The sequence below is a fragment of the Nitrosomonas communis genome, from assembly GCF_900114745.1.
In the GTDB taxonomy this organism is placed as follows: Bacteria; Pseudomonadota; Gammaproteobacteria; order Burkholderiales; family Nitrosomonadaceae; genus Nitrosomonas; species Nitrosomonas communis_A.
The window spans coordinates 1-24,485 of record NZ_FOUB01000050.1 but is presented as its reverse complement, the minus strand read 5'-3'; the positions used below and the strand labels follow the sequence as shown (position 1 = coordinate 24,485).

At 44.0% G+C, this 24,485-nt stretch carries 19 protein-coding genes; 9 read left to right on the top strand and 10 right to left on the bottom strand.

Annotated features, from left to right (window positions below):
- Positions 1-170: IS630 transposase-related protein (locus BM122_RS15245; protein ID WP_143083316.1), on the bottom strand; the 170-nt coding region annotated here is incomplete at its 3' end.
- A gap of 101 nt (positions 171-271) precedes the next feature.
- Between BM122_RS15245 and BM122_RS15240 the strand changes: the two genes are divergently transcribed.
- Positions 272-1,240: an ornithine cyclodeaminase family protein gene (locus BM122_RS15240; protein ID WP_074906479.1), complete on the top strand. Its 969-nt coding sequence runs from the start codon at positions 272-274 to the stop codon at positions 1,238-1,240.
- A gap of 69 nt (positions 1,241-1,309) precedes the next feature.
- Here the strand turns inward: BM122_RS15240 and BM122_RS15235 are convergent, their stop codons facing one another.
- Positions 1,310-3,946 (bottom strand): cation-translocating P-type ATPase, encoded by a 2,637-nt coding sequence (locus tag BM122_RS15235; protein WP_074906478.1) that lies wholly within the window; start codon positions 3,944-3,946, stop codon positions 1,310-1,312.
- Positions 3,947-4,555: 609 nt separating this feature from the next.
- Positions 4,556-4,795, bottom strand: coding sequence for a hypothetical protein (locus BM122_RS22565; protein WP_143083469.1), 240 nt, complete (start codon positions 4,793-4,795; stop codon positions 4,556-4,558).
- A 452-nt stretch (positions 4,796-5,247) separates the two neighbouring features.
- Here BM122_RS22565 and BM122_RS15225 point away from each other — a divergent pair, with 452 nt between their 5' ends.
- Positions 5,248-5,661, top strand: coding sequence for a VOC family protein (locus tag BM122_RS15225; protein WP_074906476.1), 414 nt, complete (start codon positions 5,248-5,250; stop codon positions 5,659-5,661).
- A 124-nt stretch (positions 5,662-5,785) separates the two neighbouring features.
- Here BM122_RS15225 and BM122_RS15220 read toward each other — a convergent pair whose 3' ends face one another.
- The 7 genes from BM122_RS15220 to gyrA form a co-directional block, all read right to left on the bottom strand.
- Positions 5,786-8,533, bottom strand: coding sequence for a M16 family metallopeptidase (locus BM122_RS15220; protein ID WP_074906474.1), 2,748 nt, complete (start codon positions 8,531-8,533; stop codon positions 5,786-5,788).
- Between the two features lie 145 nt (positions 8,534-8,678).
- On the bottom strand, positions 8,679-9,560 hold the full coding sequence (locus BM122_RS15215) for a prephenate dehydrogenase (RefSeq protein ID WP_074906473.1): 882 nt from the start codon (positions 9,558-9,560) through the stop codon (positions 8,679-8,681).
- Positions 9,561-9,614: 54 nt separating this feature from the next.
- Complete coding sequence (gene hisC / locus BM122_RS15210) at positions 9,615-10,733, bottom strand: histidinol-phosphate transaminase (protein WP_074906471.1); 1,119 nt, start codon at positions 10,731-10,733, stop codon at positions 9,615-9,617.
- A gap of 52 nt (positions 10,734-10,785) precedes the next feature.
- Positions 10,786-11,853 (bottom strand): prephenate dehydratase, encoded by a 1,068-nt coding sequence (gene pheA / locus BM122_RS15205; RefSeq protein WP_074906470.1) that lies wholly within the window; start codon positions 11,851-11,853, stop codon positions 10,786-10,788.
- Positions 11,854-11,865: 12 nt separating this feature from the next.
- Complete coding sequence (locus BM122_RS15200) at positions 11,866-13,074, bottom strand: phosphoglycerate dehydrogenase (RefSeq protein ID WP_074906468.1); 1,209 nt, start codon at positions 13,072-13,074, stop codon at positions 11,866-11,868.
- Positions 13,067-14,170 (bottom strand): 3-phosphoserine/phosphohydroxythreonine transaminase, encoded by a 1,104-nt coding sequence (serC, locus tag BM122_RS15195; RefSeq protein ID WP_074906467.1) that lies wholly within the window; start codon positions 14,168-14,170, stop codon positions 13,067-13,069. Before serC ends, BM122_RS15200 begins: the two co-directional genes overlap by 8 nt.
- Positions 14,171-14,232: 62 nt before the next feature.
- Positions 14,233-16,779 carry a DNA gyrase subunit A gene (gene gyrA / locus BM122_RS15190; protein ID WP_074906465.1) on the bottom strand — a complete coding sequence of 849 codons (2,547 nt, stop codon included), beginning with the start codon at positions 16,777-16,779 and terminating at the stop codon, positions 14,233-14,235.
- 432 nt (positions 16,780-17,211) lie between these two features.
- On the opposite strand from gyrA, the gene BM122_RS15185 reads away from it, so the two are divergent.
- The 7 genes from BM122_RS15185 to BM122_RS15155 all read left to right on the top strand — a co-directional run.
- Entirely contained in the window at positions 17,212-18,429 is a 1,218-nt protein-coding gene (locus BM122_RS15185; RefSeq protein ID WP_177198158.1) for an aspartate aminotransferase family protein, read from the top strand.
- A 12-nt stretch (positions 18,430-18,441) separates the two neighbouring features.
- Positions 18,442-19,365 carry an ornithine carbamoyltransferase gene (gene argF / locus BM122_RS15180; RefSeq protein WP_074906462.1) on the top strand — a complete coding sequence of 308 codons (924 nt, stop codon included), beginning with the start codon at positions 18,442-18,444 and terminating at the stop codon, positions 19,363-19,365.
- 42 nt (positions 19,366-19,407) lie between these two features.
- Positions 19,408-20,631, top strand: a complete 1,224-nt coding sequence (locus BM122_RS15175; protein WP_074906461.1) for an argininosuccinate synthase — start codon at positions 19,408-19,410, stop codon at positions 20,629-20,631.
- A 409-nt stretch (positions 20,632-21,040) separates the two neighbouring features.
- A complete protein-coding gene (gene rpsL / locus BM122_RS15170; RefSeq protein ID WP_074906459.1) occupies positions 21,041-21,418 on the top strand; it encodes a 30S ribosomal protein S12 in 378 nt (125 codons plus the stop codon).
- Between the two features lie 79 nt (positions 21,419-21,497).
- On the top strand, positions 21,498-21,968 hold the full coding sequence (gene rpsG, locus BM122_RS15165) for a 30S ribosomal protein S7 (RefSeq protein ID WP_046851111.1): 471 nt from the start codon (positions 21,498-21,500) through the stop codon (positions 21,966-21,968).
- Between the two features lie 110 nt (positions 21,969-22,078).
- On the top strand, positions 22,079-24,172 hold the full coding sequence (gene fusA / locus BM122_RS15160; RefSeq protein WP_074906458.1) for an elongation factor G: 2,094 nt from the start codon (positions 22,079-22,081) through the stop codon (positions 24,170-24,172).
- 21 nt (positions 24,173-24,193) lie between these two features.
- A partial coding sequence (locus BM122_RS15155; protein ID WP_256212102.1) for a GTP-binding protein occupies positions 24,194-24,485 on the top strand: 292 nt, incomplete at its 3' end.

Sequence of the window (24,485 nt, the reverse complement as noted above, 5' to 3'; positions counted from 1 at the left end):
AGATCAATCTTGCGTTGGCGAAACCCTTGAGGTTTACGATGGATGTTCTTAACCCAACGCGTCACGCTCGCCACGCCAACATCAAACCGGGCCGCCACCTCGGCTATCGTAAGTCCTTTTTTCTCTCTAACAGACAGGACTTTACGGCGGAAATCCAGTGAATAGGCCATCTTTAAATTATAATCAAAATTATCTGGTTGTGCTATATATGCTCGTGCCTACCGTAGCCCAGTCATTGTAGATTTCAAGGTAATGAAAATAGATAATAGGAATGGAACATCCTGATAGCTTATGGTATCTGTCTCGCCAGACACTTGAGAGCCTGGCGCTCACTACAAAAGATGTCATCGAAAGTATTGAGCACCTTTTGCTAGGACGCAAACAATCCAAGGTCTGGAATGCGCCGAAGGCTGTCATTACACCGCCGGATGGCAGATATATGATGGCGACGCTGTCCGCGGCTGATGATCCCCCTTTTCTTGCTGTGAAGGCACTTATTCTCAATCCACGCAATCGGCAGCAGGGTCTGCCAGACATTAATTCATTGGTTACTCTGCTCGATAGTGATACAGGGTTGCCGTTGGCTGTCATGGATGGTAACTGGATTACGGCAGTGCGCACGGCAGGGCTAAGTGCAGTGGCAGCCAAGCGGCTGGCAAGGATGGATGCTTCCACCGCTGCATTTATCGGTTGTGGTACTCAGGCACGCAGCCATTTACAAGCCTTTGCTGATTTGTTTCCTTTAAGGGAAATTCGGGTATTCGGTCGCGGAAGCGCAAACCGGGAAGCTTTATGTCAGGCAGCAGAAAAGCTGGGCCTATTGGCAGTCGCCAGCAAGAGTGCGCGCGAAGCGGTGAGTGATGCTGATCTGGTAATCTCGACTGTCACGCTTTCGCCCGAGCTTATACCCTTTCTGGATGCACGCTGGCTGAAGCCAGGCGCATTTACGACAGTGGTAGACTTGGCTGCTTCGTGGTTAACAGACAGTATGCCCGCGTTTGACCGCATCATTATTGATGATATCGAGCAGGAAGCGCAAATGCCCACACCTTTGGTTGATCCCGAGCTAGTGAGTGGTGATCTGGCAGGGCTGGTTAATGGTGACATTACTGGACGCTGCTCTGACGATGAGAAAACTGCTTTTATATTTCGCGGCCTGGCTTTGGGAGATCTCGCCCTGGCAGCGCTGGCTTATCAGCACGCACGTCATTTACTCAAAGGAGTGGAAATTAAACGCTAGCGAAACACTGCCTAGAAAAAGAGATATCAGCAAAAAATCATGCCTCATTCTGATATAGACATAACAGCATCAATTGGAATCACGATAGATCATGCCGTGCCGTACCAGCGATTTTTCCGCTTCCACCGCGATTAATACTAACCACGGTACTGTGCAGCAGAATAGGAGTTCTTCTAGCGATAATGGCGCGGTATTAAAAATACTGTTAAACACAGGAATATAAATTACGCCTAACTGCAGCAGAATGGTTAGCAATACAGCGCCAATTAGAGCTCGATTTGTCAACCATCCGATTGTAAGCAACGATTGTGCTTCCGAGCGGATCGCCAAGACGTGGATCAACTGCGAAAACGTTAGAACAGTAAAGACCATTGTCTGCCAGTTTTCGATATTATTTTGAATGGTCCATGCTTGAGTAAACAATGACAGGGCACCAATCAACAATCCGATCCATAAAATGTGTTGCCACATACCATGTGCAAAAATACTTTCTTGCGGATGACGCGGTGGGCGCTGCATGATATTTTCTTCCGCTTTCTCTTGACCCAATGCTAAACCGGGCAAACCGTCGGTTACCAGATTAATCCATAATATATGAATGGGGAGTAGCGGTATCGGCAAACCGAGCATCGGTGCCAGAAACAATGTCCAGATTTCACCTGAGTTACCAGTCATCGCATACTTGATAAACTTGCGAATATTGTCATAGATCCGTCGTCCTTCACGGATAGCACGTACTATCGTGGCAAAATTATCATCCATCAGCACCATATCAGCGGCTTCACGGGCAACATCCGTACCTTTTTTGCCCATGGCGATACCGATATCAGCTTTTTTCAAAGCTGGGGCATCATTTACCCCATCTCCGGTCATAGCGACATATTCACCATGCTGCTGTAATAGTTGTACTAGCCGTATTTTCTGCTGTGGTGATACCCGCGCATAAATTTGCGTATGTTTTACCCGATCGCTTAATTGCTCATCAGTGAGCCGTTCGAGCTGTTTCCCCGTGATAACGTCGACGTGCTCATGCACTAAGCCAATTCGTTCTGCGATTGCACGCGCAGTCGCTGGATGATCGCCAGTAATCATGACGGGTTTGATACCGGCTTGATAGCATTCCTGGACGGCTGCCGGTACCTCATCTCGAGGTGGATCCATCAGCCCTGCCAACCCGAGAAACGTTAGCTGTTGTTCTACATTATTAGCACCGAAGGGTTCAGGTAGCGCTGGCCAATAGCGGTAAGCATAGGCAATAACTCGATAACCCCGTGTGGCCCAATGGTTTGCAACATCAAGGATAGCGGCACGGCTGAATTGCCCATGAGCATCACTCGTGCAATGTTCCAGAACCTGCTCAGGGGCGCCTTTGGTAAAGGCAAGTAACTGCTCATTAACCTGGTGAAAAGTGGTCATACATTTTCTGCTCGAATCGAACGCGACTTCAGCCATACGTGGCCATGACTTGCTCAGCGTTGTGTTATCGATACCGGTATCGAGCGCTGCCTGTAACAGCGCAATCTCAGTCGGGTCTCCGATCAATTTGCCTGCCGGGTTTTTTTCTACATCGTTATTCAGCGCCAATGCCTGGATGAAGATTTTAATTTCTGATGGAATATCATCACGAGACGCGAGTGTGGTGTATTCAACGCCAGCTATATAGAATAGCTCGGCATGCATGGCGTTTCGGGTCAGCGTGCCCGTTTTGTCGGCACAAATAAAGGTAACTGATCCTAAAGTTTCCACCGCAGGCAAGCGCCGTATCAGTGCATGTTGACGTACCAGCTGACGTGCACCCAGCGCAAACGCAATGGTTACAACCGCTGGTAACGCTTCGGGAATCGCTGCAACGGCGAGACTGACTGCAGTCAGAAACATCATTATCCTATCTTCCCCTTGCAATAAGCCAGCTATAAAGATAATGGTACAAATCGCTATGATTGATAATGCCAGCTTGCGCCCAAATACTTCGAGACGCTTTTGTATCGGTGTTTTCTGGTTTGTTTCGCTGCCCAGCATGGCGGCGATTTCACCCAACTCTGTTTGCATGGCCGTTGCTGTCACTACCCCAGTTGCACGGCCGCGTGTGGTTAGGGTACCGCGAAACAGCATATTATGACGCTCAGCAAGAATAACATCCTTGTCCTTAAGCGGAGCAATGATTTTGTGCACCGGCAAAGACTCACCCGTTAGCGCCGATTCGTCAACTTCAAGATCTATCGCTTCTAGCAGTCGAATATCTGCTGGTACCATATTGCCAGCTTCCAATAACACGATGTCGCCTGGAACAAGCTCTGCCGCAGCTAACAAATGTGTGATCTTATCGCGTCGTACACGTACTATGGTGTGTGCCATCTGCTTCAAGGCAATGACTGCTTGCTCGGCGCGAAATTCTTGTATGAAGCTAATCAGTGCATTCAGAATGATGATGACTATGATTGCAATCGCATCAGGAAGCTCTCCTACTATTCCAGACACGGCAGCGGCAACAATAAGTACGACAATCATGAAATCAGTGAACTGACTCAGCAATATCCGCCACCAGGGGTGTCCCACCATTTCAATAATGTCGTTAGTGCCATATTTTTGACGACGGAGTGTGACTTCTTCAGACATTAATCCATCTGTTGGATTAACTTCAAGCAACGCACAGACATCCTCGGCTTTCAAAAGATAGAAGGGGCTGGAGGCTTCGTTTTCAGGCATATCAGCAGTATTTATTAGATTTTTGAAATAATAAATTATTAGAGTTTCTGACCGCCTTTTGTTTCTATTCTGGAACAGCTTGTTATTCGTTTTATGACTAAGAATACTTAGCTATTGTTGCAATTGCCTAAACTTGTGACAATGGAATCACCAGTGCTCGAAATTATGACTAATTGATGGCACAGTCATGTCGCTGAGATTGATCCACATGCAATGATGGAATCAACCAATGCATATATGAGGCAAAGGCAGGCCCGCTCATTGTCTATATTAAATGATGATCACCTTCTGCAAGGGGTCATTATCGCTTCCGATATTCTTGGTGGGCAACCGTTGCTCTCCGTTCAGGAACACGTGTGAAACATAGTAAATTCTAATTTCAAATATCATGACACCCCTCGACTGCTTAGAAGCGATTCCTATCAAGGAAGTGTAGCATGCCAAAGTCGGGCATGTGATTGCTAGGATTGTTATTCCATTTCTAAATTAAAATGACGCGAAGGTGAGCCGCAGACAGTATAAATAATATGGCAAGGTGAAGCCGACAAAGTTAGTTTTGATTTAGAAATGGAATTAGTCTATGTGATGCTGGGTGCCAGCATACGTTAATTATGAAGAAAATATCGATGGCACATCTATGGTATGCGGAATTTTTTCGTTGATCCAAGTCGAAAAGCAGTTAGGCACTGCAATTCCACTGACAGAAGTTGCTAAAACTTTTGCAGCGGTTGGTGACCTTGATTCATTAATAGCAACATCGTTCAGTTTGGCCTGATTACGATGCTCAAAAGACACTGGTTCTATATCAATCCCTTCAATCTCAAAGCGTGTTGTAATGTCTGGTATCAACTTTGACCTTCACAGGTTGTTAAAATACTATCTACGTTACCGCTGCCGCGTTAAAAACAGGCTCAAAATGCTCATTTATCAAATATAAGCTCCGCTTTTTTCGCTTAGTTTTGCCTATCATTATTTACCTCGAATGCGTTTTCCGACTAGCTGTCAAACCATATTTTTTGTAGGTGACATTGAGTTTTTTTGTCATATATTGATAATATAGTGACGAAATTAGCCATTATGTTTTGTTTTGGCTTAGACTAAATAATTCATCAGTCAATTGTTAATTCCATTTCGAAATCAAAACTGACTTGTCGGCTTCACCTTGCCGTATTATTTATACTGTCTGCGGCTCGCCTTCGCGTCATGTTTGATTTCGAAATGGAATAAGGTCGCATGATTTTTAATTTGGCAAATGTTGTGTTAATTACGCTATCAAGATTGAGGAATTTTAGGGAATCAAAATGGCAATCGAGGGTATGAACCATTTTACAGTGCTGACCAGCGATCTGGAAAAGTGCAAGGCTTTTTATATTGGCGTGCTTGGATTAACGGAAGGTTATCGTCCACCTTTTCCTTTTTCAGGGGCTTGGCTGTATTCTGGTGATCAGGCCATTCTACACATCATCGCAGGCCGGCCTTTACCAGCAGAGTCACAGGGTGTCATTGATCACATGGCGTTTACTGCATCCAATCTCCAGTTAGTCGTGGACAAACTAAACTTTCATAATATTGCATTCAAACTCCACCGGCTCATAGAGCAACAGACGTGGCAACTTTTTTGTCACGACCCAGATGGTGCAAAAGTAGAACTCGATTTTGCAGCGAGTGAACCAGAACCCAGGTTGGGTGTCGCGAGAGAAGGTTTTAATAAATGAGTGTGGGGATACGATGCAGTGCAAAAAAAGTATACCCGACCGCTTGCTCGGAGCGCAGTAGATTTCCTGGCTCCGAGTATTATATTTATAATTGCATCATGACGATTGCTGAGACCGTTTGAAGTTATTGTGAAGCAGTGACGGTAGTGATTTTGGAAAAATCACCCGCTTTTATAATTGTCAGCTTGTTGAAATCGAGATGCTTGCGTAGTGCAGCGAGAATCGAGTCTGGAGTGAGCGCAGCGATCTTGGTTTCAAACTCGATATCCCATTGCATGGTGCGTTCGCGTGTCAGGTAATTAGCCAGACGTTCTGCAAGTGCTTTGTCTTGCCCGCGAGCAATGCGCCGTGCTTGCAGATAACCAGCCTTAGCTGTCTCAACTTCTTCTGTAGTAAAACCTTCTTTCATTATGCGTTCCAGTTCTTCCTTCATGGCTGACTCAATCCGTGAACGGTTTTCTGGCGCGTAAATGGCATATATACTGAATTCGCCTTGTTCATCAAAAGCACTGGCTGAGAGGCTCGATGCGACATTGTAGGATAAGCCTTCTTGTTCACGGATGCGCCGCCATAGCCTTGAGTCGGCCGAACCACCAAGAAGATAGTTGCCTATAATCAAAGCAGGATAATCAGGATGATTATCACGCAACTTTAGATTCATACCAGCCTGGAATACAGCATTGGCCTTATCAGGTGTTTCAATATCATGATTGATGGGTGTAATGTCTTGATAGAGCACAGGAATACGCTGATAGGGGTGTGGATTATCCCAGTCACTAAAAAGCTGCTGCAAGAGCTGGGTAACTTCTTCCGGATCAAAATCACCCACGAGAGAAAATTCACTGTCTGAAGCACCAAATAGCTCACTGTGGCATTGCTTTACTTCGTCAAGAGTCAATGCATTGATGCGCACAATACGCTCTTCTAATGTAGGTGTATAGTGCCAGTGCGAAGCAGGGTAAGGGGCAAGATGACGCTCTATGACCAAGCTTGCCTGCGCGCTAGGTTCACTTCGCTTGCTTTCAATGGATGACAGCATGGCGAGCTTTAGCTGTTCAAACTCTTTTTCAGGGAAAGTCGGCTCACGCAATACTTCGGCAACCAGTCTTAGTGTATCGGGTAGGTTTGCACGGACAGTTTCGATGGAAACACCTTCAATATTAACCTTGACCTGTGCTTTTAGTTTATCGAGTGCATCACGTAATGCTTCACGAGTATGGTGTTTCGTACCTCGCATTAACATCGAACTAGCAATGTTACATGCGGTGGCACGGTTTTGCGTAGTTTCTTCATCACCCCAATGGAGTAAAAGTGATGCTACGACTGTACTGCCACGGGTTTTCTTGGGTACCATTGCGAGCTTCATGCCCCCAGGCAGGGTAGTACGAATGATCCTTGCTTCAATATTTGCGGGCGTGGGATCAAAGGCTTCTCCAGTATTAATGCTGGGATCACCGCGATACCCTTCAAGCATACGGGCTATATTGGGAGTTGCTGGTATCTCGGCACGGTCAGGAGTCGAAGTAGGTATAAATAAGCCTAGTGTGCGATTGCTTGGTTTGAAATAGCTATTAGCGGTACGCTGTACTTCATCAAGTGTTACTTGTTTGATGCGATCGCGATGCAGGAACAATAATCGCCAATCACCCATGGCAATGAATTCAGTGAGCGTGATGGACAATTTGCTTGTATCGACAAGTAGTTGCTCAATCTCATTTAGTAGGCGAGTACGAGCGCGCTCAAGCTCTTCGGCAGTAATCGGGTGATCAGTGAGCGATTCAACGGTATCGATCAGAACATCACGTGCAGTATCCAGCGGCATGTCTGGTCGTAGATTTGCGCTGAAAAAAGCATAACCTGCTTCCCGCAACTGTCGATCAAAACCTAGAACAGTGGTTGCATGTTTAGGCTCTACTAACGCTTTGTGCAATCTACCACCAGGAACTTCTCTGAGGATGGTGACGAGTAGATCAATCGCAGCATATTCAGGATGTGCGCCAGAAGGAAGATGGTAAAGCGTGGCAGCAATCTGGGTATCACCCACGCGACGTAACTTAACCATGCGTTCACCGTCTTGCGTTGGCTCGACGGTATAAGTTTTTTGCAGTTTACGTGTCGGACGTGGAAGAGGGCTAAAATGACGCGCCACCATTTTCAATGCTTCAGCCTCCTCGAATTTTCCGGCAATTACAAGCACAGCATTATCTGGCTGGTAGTAGTGGCGATAGAAAGCCTGTAATCGCTCAATCGGTACATTTTCGATATCTGAGCGTGAACCAATAATGGAGCGGCCATAATTATGCCAGGAATAAGCTGCTGAAGTCATGCGGTCAGATAGCACGCTGAAAGAACTATTTTCACCGGCTTCAAATTCGTTGCGCACCACAGTCATTTCGCTATCGAGATCCGATTTTGCTACACGTGAATTGACCATGCGATCAGCTTCTAGGCGGAGCGCCCAGTCAAGGTTATCCGCACTGGCGGTAAAGGTTTCAAAATAATTGGTGCGATCATAAGAAGTAGTGCCGTTCCAACGGGCCCCACGTTTGGTAAATTCATTTTTAATGTCGGAAAATTGCTCAGTTCCTTTGAATAAAAGGTGTTCAAGCAGATGCGCCATTCCTGCTTCGCCATAACCTTCGTCACGGGAACCAACGAGGTAAACAACATTGACGGTAATCGAATCGAGTGAGTTATCCGGAGCAAGCAGTAGGCGTAACCCATTGGTAAGCTGATATTCAGAGATACCTTCAACTGTCGTGATTTTAGTTAAACCAGCAGGTACTTCCACATTGGGTTGTTGAGCGTTAATTTCCTTAAAGGATGTAAGAGATACGGCGAAAGCGATAAATGTAATCAGATGTCGACACATAGGTGTTTTTTTATTCTTGAATTAAGATTAATAAACGATTAAAAGACTATCTTTTCAACAGGAAGTTCGATCAAGCTGCTTATTTGTCTATATTTGCAGAGTAAGCTTGCAGGAAAGTGGCTCCATAATGCAGTTGCTTGGAAATCTAATAGTTTTTTAGCCATTGTTGCCGTGTTTGGCGAGCATTCGCAAATGCCTTTTCGAGTGCTCCTCCATCGTTGTTTGCTAGAATAGTGCGCAGACTGGTTAGCTCATTCTGATAAGCATCAATCTGTTTAAGTAACAATTCTTGGTTAGCTAGACAAATGTCGCGCCACATTTCCGGCGAACTGCTTGCAATGCGAGTGCAATCACGAAAACTGCTGCCCGCAAAGCGCAATACTTCTTCTGGTTTATCTTCAATGTTGGTTCGAACATGATTCATGAGCGTAAACGCCAGAATGTGTGGCAAGTGGCTGATAATGGCAAGTATCCGATCGTGCTGATCTGCAGCCATGCAAGAGATTTTTGCACCACAATGCTGCCAGAGAGTTGAGACTAGGTTAATTGTCTGGTCATCATTTTCTGCCAAAGGGGTAATGATCAGATGTTTATCGCAGAACAAATGAGTACTAGCAGCTTCAGCGCCACTGAATTCAGTTCCGGCAATGGGATGACATGGAACGAAGTGAGTGAGATGCTGAGCAAGATGCGTGCGTGCAGCAAATATTACATCTTGTTTGGTACTTCCTACATCAGAGACAATCGTGCCTGACTCCAGAAAAGGAGCAATCTGAGCCATGATGTTGCTGGTTTGACCTACGGGCATGGCAAGCAGGACAAAATCTGCGTCTTTCAGTGCAGATATTGGGTTATTCGCTACTTCATCAATGATGCCCAGCTCAAGCGCACGCTGCAAATTTTTTTGGCTGCGTCCGACGCCAACGATGTGCTTGACTATTCCTGCCTGACGCAATGCCAATGCAAAGGAGCCTCCAATCAAACCGACGCCAATGACAATAAGCTTCTGCAGGAGGGGAGATGTCATGGGTACGTACCTTTAGGTGGATTTTAGGATTGTCATAATTCCGGATATTGATCTTCAGAGAGAGGTTTTCAATACTTGTTCCAAAGCATGCAGGAATTTCTCATTCTCATCTTCCAGTCCAATAGTAACCCTTAAATGATGAGGCATGTCGTAAACACCCAGTGGACGTACAATAACGCCTTGCTCAAGTAGGCTTTGGTAGGTCTTAATGGTATTGGTAGCATCACCCCTCACGCGGAAGCTGATGAAGTTTCCGTAGGAGGGAATATATTCCACTCCCAATTGGCGCAGTCTATTGGTAATCTGCAGCATGCCCGCCCGATTAAGCGTATAGGAGCGTTTGACAAATTCGATATCTTGTAATGCAGCGAGCGCTCCGACTAATCCAATGCTATTGACGTTGAACGGTTGGCGGATGCGGTTCATTAAATCTGCCAAATCAGGATGAGTCAGCGCAAACCCTACCCGAATGCCTGCTAGGCCGTATGCTTTTGAAAAGGTACGTGTAATTAATAGATTTGAAAATTTTCTTAACCACGAAATACTATTGGCTTTATTAGCTTCAGGCAGATATTCATCGTAAGCTTCGTCTAAAATGACCAAGACGTCCGGTGAAACCCGCTCAAGAAAGCGTAATAGGTCATCAGCATCGCAGAGCGTGCCTGTGGGATTATTGGGATTAGCGATAAAGACGATGCGTGTTTCTGGTGTGATGGCATTGAGCATGGCAACTAGATCGTGACCATAAAGTCTGGCAGGAACGGCTATACCATGCGCTCCTAGTGCCTGTGCCAGTAATGGATAAATTGCAAAGGCATGTTGTGAATAAACAGCTGAAGCACCAGGTTTCAGGAAGATACGAGCAGCGAGTTCCAGCACATCATTCGAGCCATTCCCTAGTACAATTTGATCGACATTTACGCCATAGTGTTTTGATAAGGCATTTTTTAGCTCAAAACCACTTCCATCAGGGTATCGAGCAATTTCTTGGAGTGCGCTAATCATTGCTTCCATAGCCAGTGGGCTTGTTCCGAGTGGATTTTCGTTGGATGCAAGTTTAATAACACCGTATTTTTCCAGACCAAGCTCTCGTACCAGTTCTGAAATGGGTTTACCTGGCTGATAAGGGTGTATAGCTCGGATACATTCTGGTGCAAGTTCACAAAGTTTCATAAAAACAATATTGAAATAAAAAAATTACCAGGATCAAGAATAGATCAAATTATTACGCGGATGGATATGAGCCAAGTATTTTAAGGAAAGTTGCTTTATTACGAATTTCCTCAAGTGCCTTTGCAACGTTCTCATCTTGTTGATGGCCTTCTATATCGATAAAAAATACATATTCCCAGAGTCCTCTACGGGAAGGCCGGGATTCTAGCCGGTTCATACTAACTTGATAGCGAGCAAAAGGGGCTAATAGTTCATGGATGGCGCCAGGTCGGTTGCTTGTCGACGTGACAATTGAAGTTTTATCTTTGCCAGAGGCAGAAACTTGTTGTGTGCCAATAACTAGAAATCGGGTGGTATTGTTAGGATCATCTTCAATATTTTTGGCGCAGATCTTAAGACCAAACACGTCAGCAGCTTTTCTTCCCGCAATAGCGGCAGCATTTTTGTCTGCTGCAGCTATTCGAGCTGCATCAGCATTGCTTGCGGTATCAATGCGTGCTATGGCTTGCAAATTGGGTAAATGTTTGTTCAGCCAACCAAGGCATTGCGCAAATGATTGTGGGTGGGAGTAAATTTTTTGAATAACTGTTAGATCCGTTTGTTGCGCTATCAAACACTGATGGACTGGCAATTCTATTTCACCACATACAGTGAGTGAGGTTTGTAATAACAAATCCATAGTCCGTCCGACAGCACCTTCTGTAGAGTTTTCCACAGGGACAACACCATAGCTAGCAGTACCTGATTCTACCTTGCGAAAAACATCATCAATCGAATTGCAGGCTAGAGCTGCCACGGTGCTGCCAAAACGCTTGGTTACAGCTTCTTCAGAAAAAGTTCCTTGAGGGCCAAGATAAGCAATACTCAAGGGCTCTTCCATCGCCCGGCAAGCCGATATGATTTCTATGAACAATTGTGTGATATGCTCATTAGTGAGTGGTCCGGGATTTAACTGCTGTAGACGTGCCAATACCTGAGATTCGCGCTCAGGACGGTAGGTGACACCATTCTTCTGATGTCCGATTTGTTGTGCTAACTCAGCACGCATATTGATGAGTTTGAGTAATTCGCTATCAATCGAATCGATTCTATCTCGCAACTGTTTGAGTTGTTCAGTCATGGGAAATCAATATTAGTCTGAATTTTCTGCCAGAATGGGTAAATAGCGTACCAGTAAGGCGCCCGTGATTCTAGAAAGATCCTCAATCACATTTTCTGATACTGGACTGTCTATATCTACCAAGGTATAGGCCATTTCACCACGAGACTTGTTGGTCATATTATGTATATTCAGTCCCGCATTAGCCATGCAAGTTGATATTTGGCCCAAAAGATTGGGAACATTGGCGTTGGCAATTGCAACCCGGTAAGGTGATCCTCGTTCCATCACTACATCCGGAAAATTAACCGTATTAATAATATTGCCGTGTTGTAGATAATCCATCAATTGATTAACAACCATTATCGCACAGTTTTCTTCCGCTTCCTGAGTGGATGCGCCCAGGTGAGGTAATGTAATGATTGCTTCATGATGCTGTAATTTTTGGCTTGGAAAATCACATACATAGTATTTAATCTTACCATTCATGATGCCAGCGAGCACTGCATCTTCGTCAGCAATTGCATCACGGGAAAAATTAAGAAGTATGGTGTCTCGTTTTAAATAGCGTATCATCTCATCATTGATGAGATGATAAGTAGAATCCATTAGAGGCACGTGCAACGAAATGAAATCACTGTGGCGCAACAGATCTTCGATACTGTGGGCTTTTTGTACCTCTGAAGAGAGACTCCAGGCAGATTCAACAGTAATTTTTGGATCATACCCCAATACTTTCATGCCAAGCTTTATGGCAGCATCTGCTACAAGCCGTCCAATTTTGCCTAAACCAATGATGCCAAGCGTCCGTTTGGGCAATTCTACTCCCAAGAATTTTTTTTTGTGATCTTCAACCTGCTTGTGTAAAACTTTATCATCACCTTGCAAGCTTTCCACAAAACGAAATGCAGGAATCAGATTGCGTGCTGCTATTAACATACCGGCTAATACTAATTCTTTGACTGCATTAGCATTAGCACCAGGTGTATTAAATACTGGAACACCACGGCAATTCATTTCGTTAACAGGAATATTATTGGTACCAGCGCCGGCTCGCCCAATTGCGATAACGCTTTTGGGTATGTCCATGTTCAGCATATTGTGCGAACGTACCAAAATGGCATCGGGATGAGTTAAATCACTACCGATATGGTAATGATCTGAGGGAAAACGCTTCAACCCAACTGCTGAAATTTGATTAAGCGTGAGGATATTAAAAATTCTTTGCGTCTGATCAACCATAGATCTTCTCAAATTCTTTCATGAAAGAAACCAGAGCCATGACGCCTTCATAGGGCATGGCGTTATAGATTGAAGCGCGCATTCCACCTACAGAACGGTGGCCTTTTAACTGGAGTAATCCCTGCGCCTTAGCTTGCTTTAAAAATTCATTATCAAGCGCAGCATCTTTCAGTGTAAACGGAATATTCATCCGTGACCGGTCAGGTCTAGCAACAGGGCATTGATAGAAATCACTAGAATCAATGAAATCATAAAGCAATTTGGATTTAGAGATATTGATCGTCTCCATGGCTATTAATCCCCCCTTTTGTTTCAGCCACTCAAGCACAAGACCCATGATATAAATTTGGTAGGTAGGTGGTGTGTTATACATGGAGTGATGCTCTACATGAGTTTTATAATGATACATGGTCGGAGTACCATTTAGCGGCCTACTTAGTAAGTCCTCGCGTACGATAACAACTACAAGCCCAGCTGGACCGATATTTTTCTGAGCGCCAGCATAAATGAGCCCAAACGGCGTGACATCTAGCGGTCGTGACAAAATATTGGAAGACATATCCGCTATCAGGGAAATATCAGCTCTCCCACCTTTCACTTGTGTGAGATCGGGTACCCAGTTGAACTCCACTCCGCCAATGGTTTCGTTGGGTGTGTAATGAACATAAGCACTGTCAGGGTCAATTTCCCATTGGTCGAGTGTAGGGACATAGGTAAAATGCGCATCTTCTGCTGAAGCAGTGAGATGAACCGTGCAATATTTTTTTGCTTCATCAATAGCTTTTTGTGACCATTGCCCAGTGTTGACGTAATCAGCTCTCTTTTTTTCATGCAGAAGGTTCATTGGCACCATGGCAAATTGACTGGAAGCCCCCCCTTGAAGAAAAAGTATCTTGTAATGATCAGGAATGTTCACTAGTTCGCGTAAATCTCTTTCGGCTTTGGCGGCGATGGACATGAATTCTTCACCGCGATGACTCATCTCCATGACAGACATGCCGCTGCCATGCCAATCTAGCATTTCATCACGAGCTCGTACGAGTACTTCTTTGGGTAATACAGCTGGTCCGGCGCTAAAGTTATAGGTTGTGTTCATCGGTAGATTTCTGGATTATTTCAGTTTAAATCTGCGGTCTCTCAATTATAAAAAGGTTGATCCTATGTTTCATCAGTTTCAATCACTCTTTCGAGTCCAGCAAGTTTTTCTGCCTGATCTAGGTTAATGAGTATCACACCCTGAGTGGCCCGGCCCATTTCACGAATTTCATTGACACGGGTTCGAATCAATACACCACCTGTTGTGATCAGCATGATTTCATCATCTGGTTTGACGAGTTGTGCTGCTACCACTTTGCCATTACGTGCTCCAGTGTTGATTGCGATCATGCCCTGGGTGCCACGGTTATGGCGAGTATATTCGCTGATCGGAGTACGTTTGCCATATCCATTTTCGGTGGCCGTCAAGACAGCTAATTCCTCGTTCTCAGCGACAAGCATTGAAATCACTTTCTGGCCAGCGCCGAGCTTCATTCCGCGCACACCACGCGCACTGCGCCCCATTGGTCGAACATCATTTTCGTCGAAACGCATGGCCTTGCCGTTATCCGAAAACAGCATGACATCATGTTTTCCTTCGGTTAATGCGACACCGATGAGATAATCATCTTTATCGAGATCGATTGCAATTATTCCATTATTGCGTGGCCGTGAGAATTCAGACAAGGGTGTTTTTTTAACAGTGCCGAAAGCAGTCGCCATAAAAATATAACGATTGTCATCGAATATTTTTACCGATAATACTGCGTTGATTTTTTCATCCTTTTCTAACTGTAGCAGATTATTTATGGGCTTTCCTCGAGAAGATCGACTACCCTGAGGGACATTGTAAACCTTCACCCAATATACGCGCCCTAGGCTGGAAAAACACAGTATATAATCATGGGTGTTAGCGATGAACATATTGTCAATAAAATCATCTTCTTTAGTAGTTATCGCTAATTTCCCGCGCCCGCCACGTTTTTGAGCTCGATAATCATCCATCAACTGTGATTTGATGTAACCTGCATGCGACAATGTAATGACGACATCGGCTGGTGCAATCAAATCTTCTGTGTTTAAATTTTGGGTATCAATGACAATTTCACTGCGACGTTTATCCCCAAATTGCTGCTTTATACTGGTGAGCTCTTCCGAGATAATAGCAGTAATTCGCAGGGGATTAGCGAGGATATCAAGAAGGTCAATGATTTTATCGATGATTTCTCTATATTCATCAGTAATTTTATTTTGTTCTAAGCCGGTAAGGCGTTGAAGGCGAAGATCGAGGATCGCCTGGGCTTGTGTATCAGATAGGCGATAACCTTGATCGAATAAACCAAATTCAGCTGCTAATCCTTCTGGACGAAAAGCTTGTGCATCGATCATTGCTCGCGTGAGCATTTCTTCTACCACCCGGGAGCGCCAAACTCTAGACATGAGTGTTCTTTTAGCATCGGCAGGTGTGGGGGCAGCTTTGATGAGTGCAATAATCTCATCTACATTGGATAATGCGACCGCTAAGCCCTCGAGCAAGTGTCCACGTTCACGTGCTTTCTTCAATTCAAAGCGGGTGCGGCGCGTTACTACTTCACGCCGATGACGCAGAAATGCTTCTAAAATCTGCTTTAGATTCAATAGGCGAGGTTGACCATTTATCAGGGCTACCATGTTCATCCCGAAGGTATCTTGCATCTGAGTTTCTTTGTACAGATTATTCAAGACTACTTCTGGGATTTCGCCGCGCTTCAACTCAATGACTACACGCATGCCTGATTTATCAGATTCATCTCGTAATTCAGAAATACCCTCGATTCTTTTATCACGTACTAATTCACCGATGCGTACAAGTAAATTGGCTTTGTTTACCTGATAAGGTAATTCATCAATGATGATGCTGTGGCGATTACCTTTATCGATGTCTTCAAAATGTGTACGAGCTCGCATGATTACCCGGCCTCGCCCAGTATGGTAACCATCTCTTATACCTGCTGTCCCATAAATAATGCCAGCTGTAGGGAAATCAGGTGCTTGAATATGATCCATTAACGCATCTATATTGACTTCCGGATTATTAAGTAACAAAAGACTGGCATCGATTACTTCCTGTAGATTGTGTGGCGGAATACTGGTTGCCATGCCTACTGCAATTCCGGAAGAACCGTTGATGAGTAAGTTAGGAATCTTTGCTGGAAAAATGAGTGGCTCTTGCTCAGAACCATCATAGTTAGGCCCGAAATCAACAGTATCTTTATCAAGATCGACAAGTAATTCATGCGCGATACGCGACATTCGAATTTCGGTATAACGCATGGCTGCGGCGTTATCACCATCAACCGAACCAAAGTTGCCTTGTCCATCGATTAACATATAACGTAAAGAAAAATCTTGAGCCATTCGGACAATTGTGTCATATACCGCGGTGTCACCATGTGGATGATATTTACCAATAACATCGCCTACGATGCGCGCAGATTTTTTATAGGGACGATTCCAGTCATTTGAGAGCTCATGCATGGCATACAGAACTCGCCGATGGACTGGCTTTAGCCCGTCCCGAACATCAGGTAGAGCACGTCCCACAATGACGCTCATAGCATAATCAAGATAAGAGCGTCGCATCTCTTCTTCGAGACTGATAGGTAAGGTTTCCTTTGCGAATTGGTTCATTTTGATGGATTTTATTGAGTTCGGAATTCAGCTCGTCATATCCATTATTGATGGATTGAGCTGAAGAGTTTGATATGGCTATAAAAATTGGTTTCCTGCTAAGAGAGTCAGAGCATTAGTTATTATATTTTAGCATGTCATCTCTTTATTTATTTCATTGTAAGCCTTGGCTGTAACTTAGCTAATAAAAGTATTAGTAAGTTTTAATGACAGAATATATGAATTTAGATTATTGAGCAGATTAAATATCCTAATTATCCTGATCATAGAATGTTTTCATATTAAAATAACATAAAACGAAAAGGCCCCTTGAAAAAGCTGACTAAATAAGTAAATATAGATTGAGTGTAAGGTAACTAATCGATTAACGGCGGCAAATGCCGCCGTATTTGTTTTCTTTTTCTTAAAACTTACTTGCGAGAGTGTAGCGCTGTGTCAAACTTGATGAGTACTTATTTGCGACTTCCGGTAACTTTTATCAAAGGTGAAGGAGTCTGGTTATGGGACGATCGTGATGATTGTTATCTTGACGCTCTTTGCGGAATTGCTGTATGTAATCTTGGGCACAGCCACCCTGAATTGACCAAGGCGTTGTGTAAACAGGCAGGGATGTTAATACATACTTCAAATCTTTATCATATCGAAAAACAGGAATTGCTAGCTGGTAGATTGGCTGCTTTGTCGGGAATGGACAGAGTATTTTTTTGTAATTCAGGAGCAGAGGCAAACGAAGCTGCTATTAAATTGGCAAGATTATATGGTCACAATAAGGGAGTTGAATTACCTACCATCATAGTAATGGAACGATCATTTCACGGTCGCACTATGGCAACTTTGACTGCAACGGGTAATCGTAAAGCCCAGGCTGGTTTTGAACCTTTGCTCGCTGGTTTCGTGCGTGTTCCCTATGATGATCTCAATGCGGTTGCCCAGATTGCTGATAACAATAAGCACGTCGTAGCAGTGTTAGTGGAAACTTACCAGGGTGAAGGCGGAGTCAATTTTCCGCAAATTAATTATCTACAAGGCTTGCGCCAATTATGTGATCAGAATGGCTGGTTGTTAATGCTCGATGAAGTGCAATGTGGTATCGGCCGCACAGGAAAATGGTTTGCATTTCAGCATAGCGGTATCATGCCAGATGTTATGACGCTAGCAAAAGGTTTGGGCTCTGGTGTACCTATCGGTGCTTGTATTGCAACAGGTGAGGCGGGAGAGGTATTTAAGCCTGGTAATCATGCCTCGACGTTTGGTGGTAATGTACTTGCTTGTACAGCGGCGCTAACTACTTTGGATGTGATTGAAAAAGACTGTTTGATGCAAAATGCAGTTCAAGTGGGTGGCTTTATGCGAGAGCGTTTTAAGGAAAAACTTGCTCATTGGCTGAATGTGATACAAATTCGAGGTCAAGGGCTCATGCTGGGAATCGAACTCCCTGTGCCTTGTAGTGAGCTGGTTAAGGAGGCTCTAAAACATAGACTATTGATTAATGTCACTTCGGAAAGAGTGGTGCGATTGTTACCTGCTCTGATAATGAATCAAGTGGAAGCTGAGCAAGTGGTTGATATTTCTTCGGAAATTATTGATAAATTCTTGACAAGTCAAGCTGCGAATATAATCACGCATGACAGACCTGGTTCATCAAATTAAATCAACTATTTTATGCAAATAAAGCATTTTCTGAAGATTAACGATTTAACCCGTAAAGAGCTTGAATATTTGTTCGAGCGAGCGCGTTGGATTAAAAATGAGTTCAAGCAATACCGACGATATTGGCCGCTGACAGACCGGACTCTAGCGATGATTTTTGATAAGAATTCTACGCGAACGCGATTATCATTTGAGGCTGGGATGTATCAGTTAGGTGGGAATGCGATTTATCTCTCAACTCGGGATACTCAACTAGGCCGCGGCGAGCCTGTGGAGGATGCGGCGCAGGTAGTGTCTCGAATGGTAGATATGGTCATAATTCGTACTTATGAGCATAGTATAATTGAACGTTTTGCAGAATATTCTCGTGTTCCTGTTATTAATGGATTAACTGATGAATATCATCCTTGTCAAATTTTGGGTGATATTTTTACTTATATAGAGCATCGTGGAAATATTGCTGGTAAGACAGTGGCATGGATCGGTGATTCTAATAATGTGTGCAATACATGGCTGCAGGCTGCAGAGATTTTTGATTTTAATGTTCATGTTTCGACTCCTCCCGGTTATGAAGTCGAGCCAGAGCGTGCTGGATTGTATGGTACTGATTATTATGAGGAGTTTTTTTGTCCGCATGATGCTGTAAAAAACGCTGATCTTGTTACTACTGATGTATGGACAAGCATGGGTTTTGAAGCCGAGGAAGAGACCAGAAAAAATGCCTTTGCTGATTTTTGTGTTGATGAAGAAATGATCTCTTATGCCAAGAAGGATGCCCTATTCATGCACTGCTTGCCCGCTCATCGCGGAGAAGAGGTAGCGGCCGAGGTATTGGATGGGCCGCAATCAGTGGTCTGGGATGAGGCAGAAAATCGATTACATACTCAGAAAGCGTTAATGGAATATTTATTGTTGGGAAAAGTAGAAATTAAGTAAGCGGATGCTTTAATTAATTTGTAGGGAAAATGTATTGTTGTTATGAATAAAATTAACAAGGTGGTTCTAGCTTTTTCTGGTGGACTAGATACTTCGGTCATATTGAAATGGTTGCAGGATGTTTATCAATGTGAGATTGTAACTTTTACTGCTGATATTGGTCAGGGTGAAGAAATTGAGCCTGCGCGTGCAAAAGCACGAAGCTTTGGTATTAAAGAAATTTATATAGAAGATTTACGTGAAGAGTTTGCTCGAGAATATGTATTTCCAATGTTTCGCGCAAATGCTATCTATGAGGGTGAATATTTGCTCGGAACAAGCATTGCCAGACCACTCATTGCCAAGAGGCAGATAGAGATCGCTCAAGAAACGGGGGCAGATGCTGTATCGCATGGCGCAACGGGTAAGGGAAACGATCAAGTTCGTTTTGAGCTTGGTTATTATGCATTGAAACCTAATATTCATGTCATTGCTCCGTGGCGTGAATGGGATCTCACTTCACGCGAGAAGCTTTTGGAGTATGCGAAAAAGCATGGTATTCCAATTGAGATGAAGCAGCAAATTGGGTCTCCGTACAGTATGGATGCAAATCTATTGCATATTTCCTATGAAGGGCGCCTATTGGAAGATCCGGCAAAGGAGCCCGAACAATCAATGTGGCGGTGGACAGTTGCACCAGAAAAAGCGCCAGACGAACCAGAGTATCTTGACATAGAGTTTGAGCGTGGTGATATTGTAGCGCTGAACCAAGAAAGGTTATCGCCCGCGGCTGTTCTCGCAAAGCTAAATCAACTGGGCGGTAAACATGGTATTGGACGTTTAGATCTGGTTGAAAACAGGTATGTCGGTATGAAGTCGCGAGGGTGCTATGAAACACCAGGCGGCACCATCCTGTTGCGAGCTCATCGTGCCATTGAATCTATCACCTTGGATCGAGAGGTAGCTCATCTAAAAGATGAGTTCATGCCACGTTATGCCGCCCTTATTTATAGCGGCTATTGGTGGAGTCCTGAGCGAAAAATGTTGCAAACCATGATTGATGAATCTCAGCTTAATGTCAACGGCTGGGTGCGGGTGAAGCTTTATAAAGGCAATGTGTTAGTGGTTGGTCGTGATTCTAAAACTGATTCATTATTTGATCCGGCAATTGCAACTTTTGAAGATGATCGTGGCGCATATAATCACGCAGATGCCGCCGGATTTATCAAATTAAATGCACTCAGGATGCGAATTGCTACGCAACTCAGAAAATCTTTGAAAAAATAATAGAACGCGAATTGACATGAGAAATTATCAGAGTGTTACAAGATGAAAGTTTAAGGTTGGGTTAATATTCAAAGAAATATTGAGCAAGCCGAAGGGAACAGAATTATTTATTATGAAAATTTTGCTGCTAATCTAAATAATAAATAAAATTGCTACTGAATATGGAGTGTTTTGATAAATGAAAGTCAGGTAATTCTTGCCTTTCTTTCTTGACATGAAACGATAAAACCCATACAATCCGCAGTCTTTTTAACCGCCTCTTTTCAAATATTAAATGCACGAGTGAAGAAAAGAGAAATAGCTTTGGAAAAAGCAAGTCAAGAGATAGGTTAAATATAAAGTAGTTTACCCATAACATTAAAATCGTGATGAAGAATAAGACAAGGGTTTAATTGAGAAATAAAATATTATGCCAACCATAAGTCAACTTGTAAGAAAACCGCGAAAAGCAAAGCGTGTAAAAAATAAAGTGCCAGCATTAGAGGGGTGTCCGCAAAAGAGAGGTGTTTGTACGCGGGTTTATACAACGACACCTAAGAAGCCTAATTCTGCCTTGCGTAAAGTTGCGCGTGTAAGATTGACAAATGGGTTTGAAGTTGCAAGTTATATTGGTGGTGAAGGCCACAATTTGCAGGAGCATTCGGTGATATTGATTCGAGGCGGTCGTGTTAAGGATTTGCCGGGTGTGCGATATCATACCGTTCGCGGAAGCCTGGATACTGCTGGAGTGAAAGATCGTAAGAAAGCACGTTCTAAATATGGCTCCAAAAAACCTAAGGCATCATAGAATAATTTTTCAGTGAAGCATGTTGGTGGGAATGAGTGGAAATCAATTAAAGTTAACCAGGATAGTTTGGGGTTTGTAAATGCCAAGACGCAGAGAAGTGCCAAAACGTGAAATATTACCAGATCCGAAATATCATAATGTTGAGATATCAAAGTTTGTTAACGTTTTGATGACGGGTGGAAAGAAATCTGTCGCAGAGCGAATAATTTATGGTGCTATGCAACAAATCGAGAAAAAAACTGGAAAGGATCCGGTGGAGGTATTTACACAGGCGATGGCAAATATCCGGCCTATGGTTGAGGTAAAAAGTCGGCGCGTTGGTGGTGCAAATTATCAAGTCCCCGTAGAGGTAAGATCGGTGCGGCGTAGTGCGTTAGCGATGCGTTGGTTGCGTGATGCTGCGCGTAAGCGTGGAGAGAAATCAATGGATGTGCGTCTGGCTGGCGAGTTAATGGAAGCCTCTGAAGGTCGTGGTGGGGCAGTCAAAAAGCGTGAAGAGGTGCACCGCATGGCGGAGTCAAATAAGGCATTTTCACATTTCCGGTTTTGATAGGGTTTTATAGAGAGTTTGTCTTAGATGAATATGCTTTATAGGGGCATATCAGAAAGAGTCATATTATTAAAAATTGGTTAAATTAGTAATTTAAGAGTTTAAATTTAATGTCTAGAAAAACGCCCATAGAGCGCTACCGCAATATTGGAATCATGGCGCATATTGATGCAGGTAAAACCACTACAACAGAGCGCGTGTTGTTTTACACCGGAGTATCTCACAAGTTAGGGGAGGTCCATGATGGTGCAGCTACGATGGATTGGATGGAGCAAGAGCAGGAGCGAGGTATAACAATTACCTCGGCTGCAACAACCTGTTTTTGGAAAGGAATGGCGGGTAACTATCCAGAGCATCGTATAAATATTATCGACACGCCCGGTCACGTAGATTTTACTATCGAGGTAGAGCGATCTCTAAGAGTATTGGATGGTGCGTGCACAGTTTTTTGTGCGGTCGGGGGAGTGCAGCCTCAAACTGAAACGGTATGGCGACAGGCCAACAAGTATAAAGTGCCGCGACTTGCTTTTGTAAATAAAATGGATCGCTCAGGCGCGAATTTCATGCGCGTTCAGGAACAGATTAAAACGCGATTAAAAGCTAATCCCGTGCCAATCCAATTGCCGATTGGTGCTGAAGACAAGTTTGAAGGTATAGTCGATTTGCTAAAAATGAAGGCAATTCATTGGAATGATGCTACTCAGGGTACAAAATTTGAGGAGCGCGAGATACCCGAGAGCTTAAAGAGTGAAGCAAAAAGTTGGCATGAGAAGATGGTGGAGTCTGCTGCTGAAGCTTCCGAGGAGCTGATGAATAAGTATCTTGAAGAAGGCGCTTTGTCAATAGAGGAAATAAAGCAGGGGTTGAGGGCGCGTACGCTGAATAACGAGATAGTGCCAATGTTATGTGGCTCAGCTTTTAAAAATAAAGGTGTGCAAGCAATGCTTGACGCGGTTGTGGATTATTTGCCAGCTCCAACAGATATTCCGGCTATTCAGGGAACTAAAGAAAATGGGGAAAAAGATGAGCGGCATGCAACTGATAATGAGCCATTTGCTAGTTTAGCATTTAAGATTGCTACCGACCCTTATGTGGGCCAGTTGATTTTCTTTCGCGTGTATTCTGGTGTGGTTACTTCAGGGGATACTGTTTATAACTCAGTAAAAGGGCGAAAGGAGAGAATTGGTCGGTTATTGCAAATGCATGCTAATCAGCGAGAAGAAATCAAAGAAGTTCGTGCAGGTGATATTGCTGCTGCGGTAGGTTTGAAAGATGTCGTCACGGGAGATACATTGTGCGATACCGAGCATGTTGTAACGCTAGAGCGGATGGAATTTCCTGAGCCGGTTATCCATGTTGCCGTTGAGCCCAAAACCAAGAATGATCAAGAGAAAATGGGGATTGCTCTTAATCGCTTGGCACAGGAAGATCCTTCATTTCGAGTTCGAACTGATGAGGAATCGGGTCAAACAATTATATCTGGCATGGGTGAGCTGCATCTTGAGATAATTGTCGATCGCATGAAGCGCGAGTTTGGTGTTGAAGCAAATGTCGGAGCGCCGCAAGTTGCTTACCGTGAAGCTATTAAGAAAAAAATCGAGATAGAAGGCAAGTTCATCAAGCAAAGTGGCGGTCGAGGACAATATGGCCATGTTTGGTTGAGAATGGAGCCAAATGAAGCCGGTAAAGGATTCGAGTTCATTGATGAAATCAAAGGTGGGGTTGTTCCTCGTGAATATATTCCGGCCGTTGAAAAGGGATTACAAGAAGCCTTAGGAGCGGGGGTTCTGGCCGGCTATCCGGTTGTGGATGTTAAGGTGGCGTTGTTTGATGGTTCTTACCACGACGTAGATTCTAATGAGAATGCATTTAAAATGGCGGCCTCAATTGCGTTTAAAGACGGTATGCGTAAAGCTAATGCAGTGCTTCTGGAGCCAATGATGTCGGTTGAAGTGGAAACACCAGCAGATTTTATGGGGAATGTTGTTGGAGACCTGTCATCTAGGCGCGGCATGATTCAGGGCATGGATGATACAATGGGTTTCAAAATTATAAGAGCAGAAGTGCCTTTGGCAGAAATGTTCGGTTACTCCACGATCCTGCGTTCTGCAACACAAGGTAGAGCGACATATACAATGGAATTTAAACATTATGCAGAAGCACCCAAAAGCGTTGCTGAAGCAATTATCAATAAAAGTAAATAATTGTGAAGATAAGGATATAGCATGGCAAAGAGTAAATTCGAGCGATTGAAGCCGCATATAAACGTTGGCACGATAGGTCATGTGGATCATGGCAAAACGACATTGACGGCAGCCATTACGATGGTATTGGCGAAAAAATTTGGTGGAGAGGCGAGGTCGTATGCTCAGATTGACTCTGCGCCGGAGGAGCGTGCACGAGGAATTACCATTAATACAGTTCACGTAGAATATGAGACTGAGAAACGTCATTACGCGCATGTAGATTGCCCCGGTCACGCAGATTATGTAAAAAATATGATTACCGGCGCAGCTC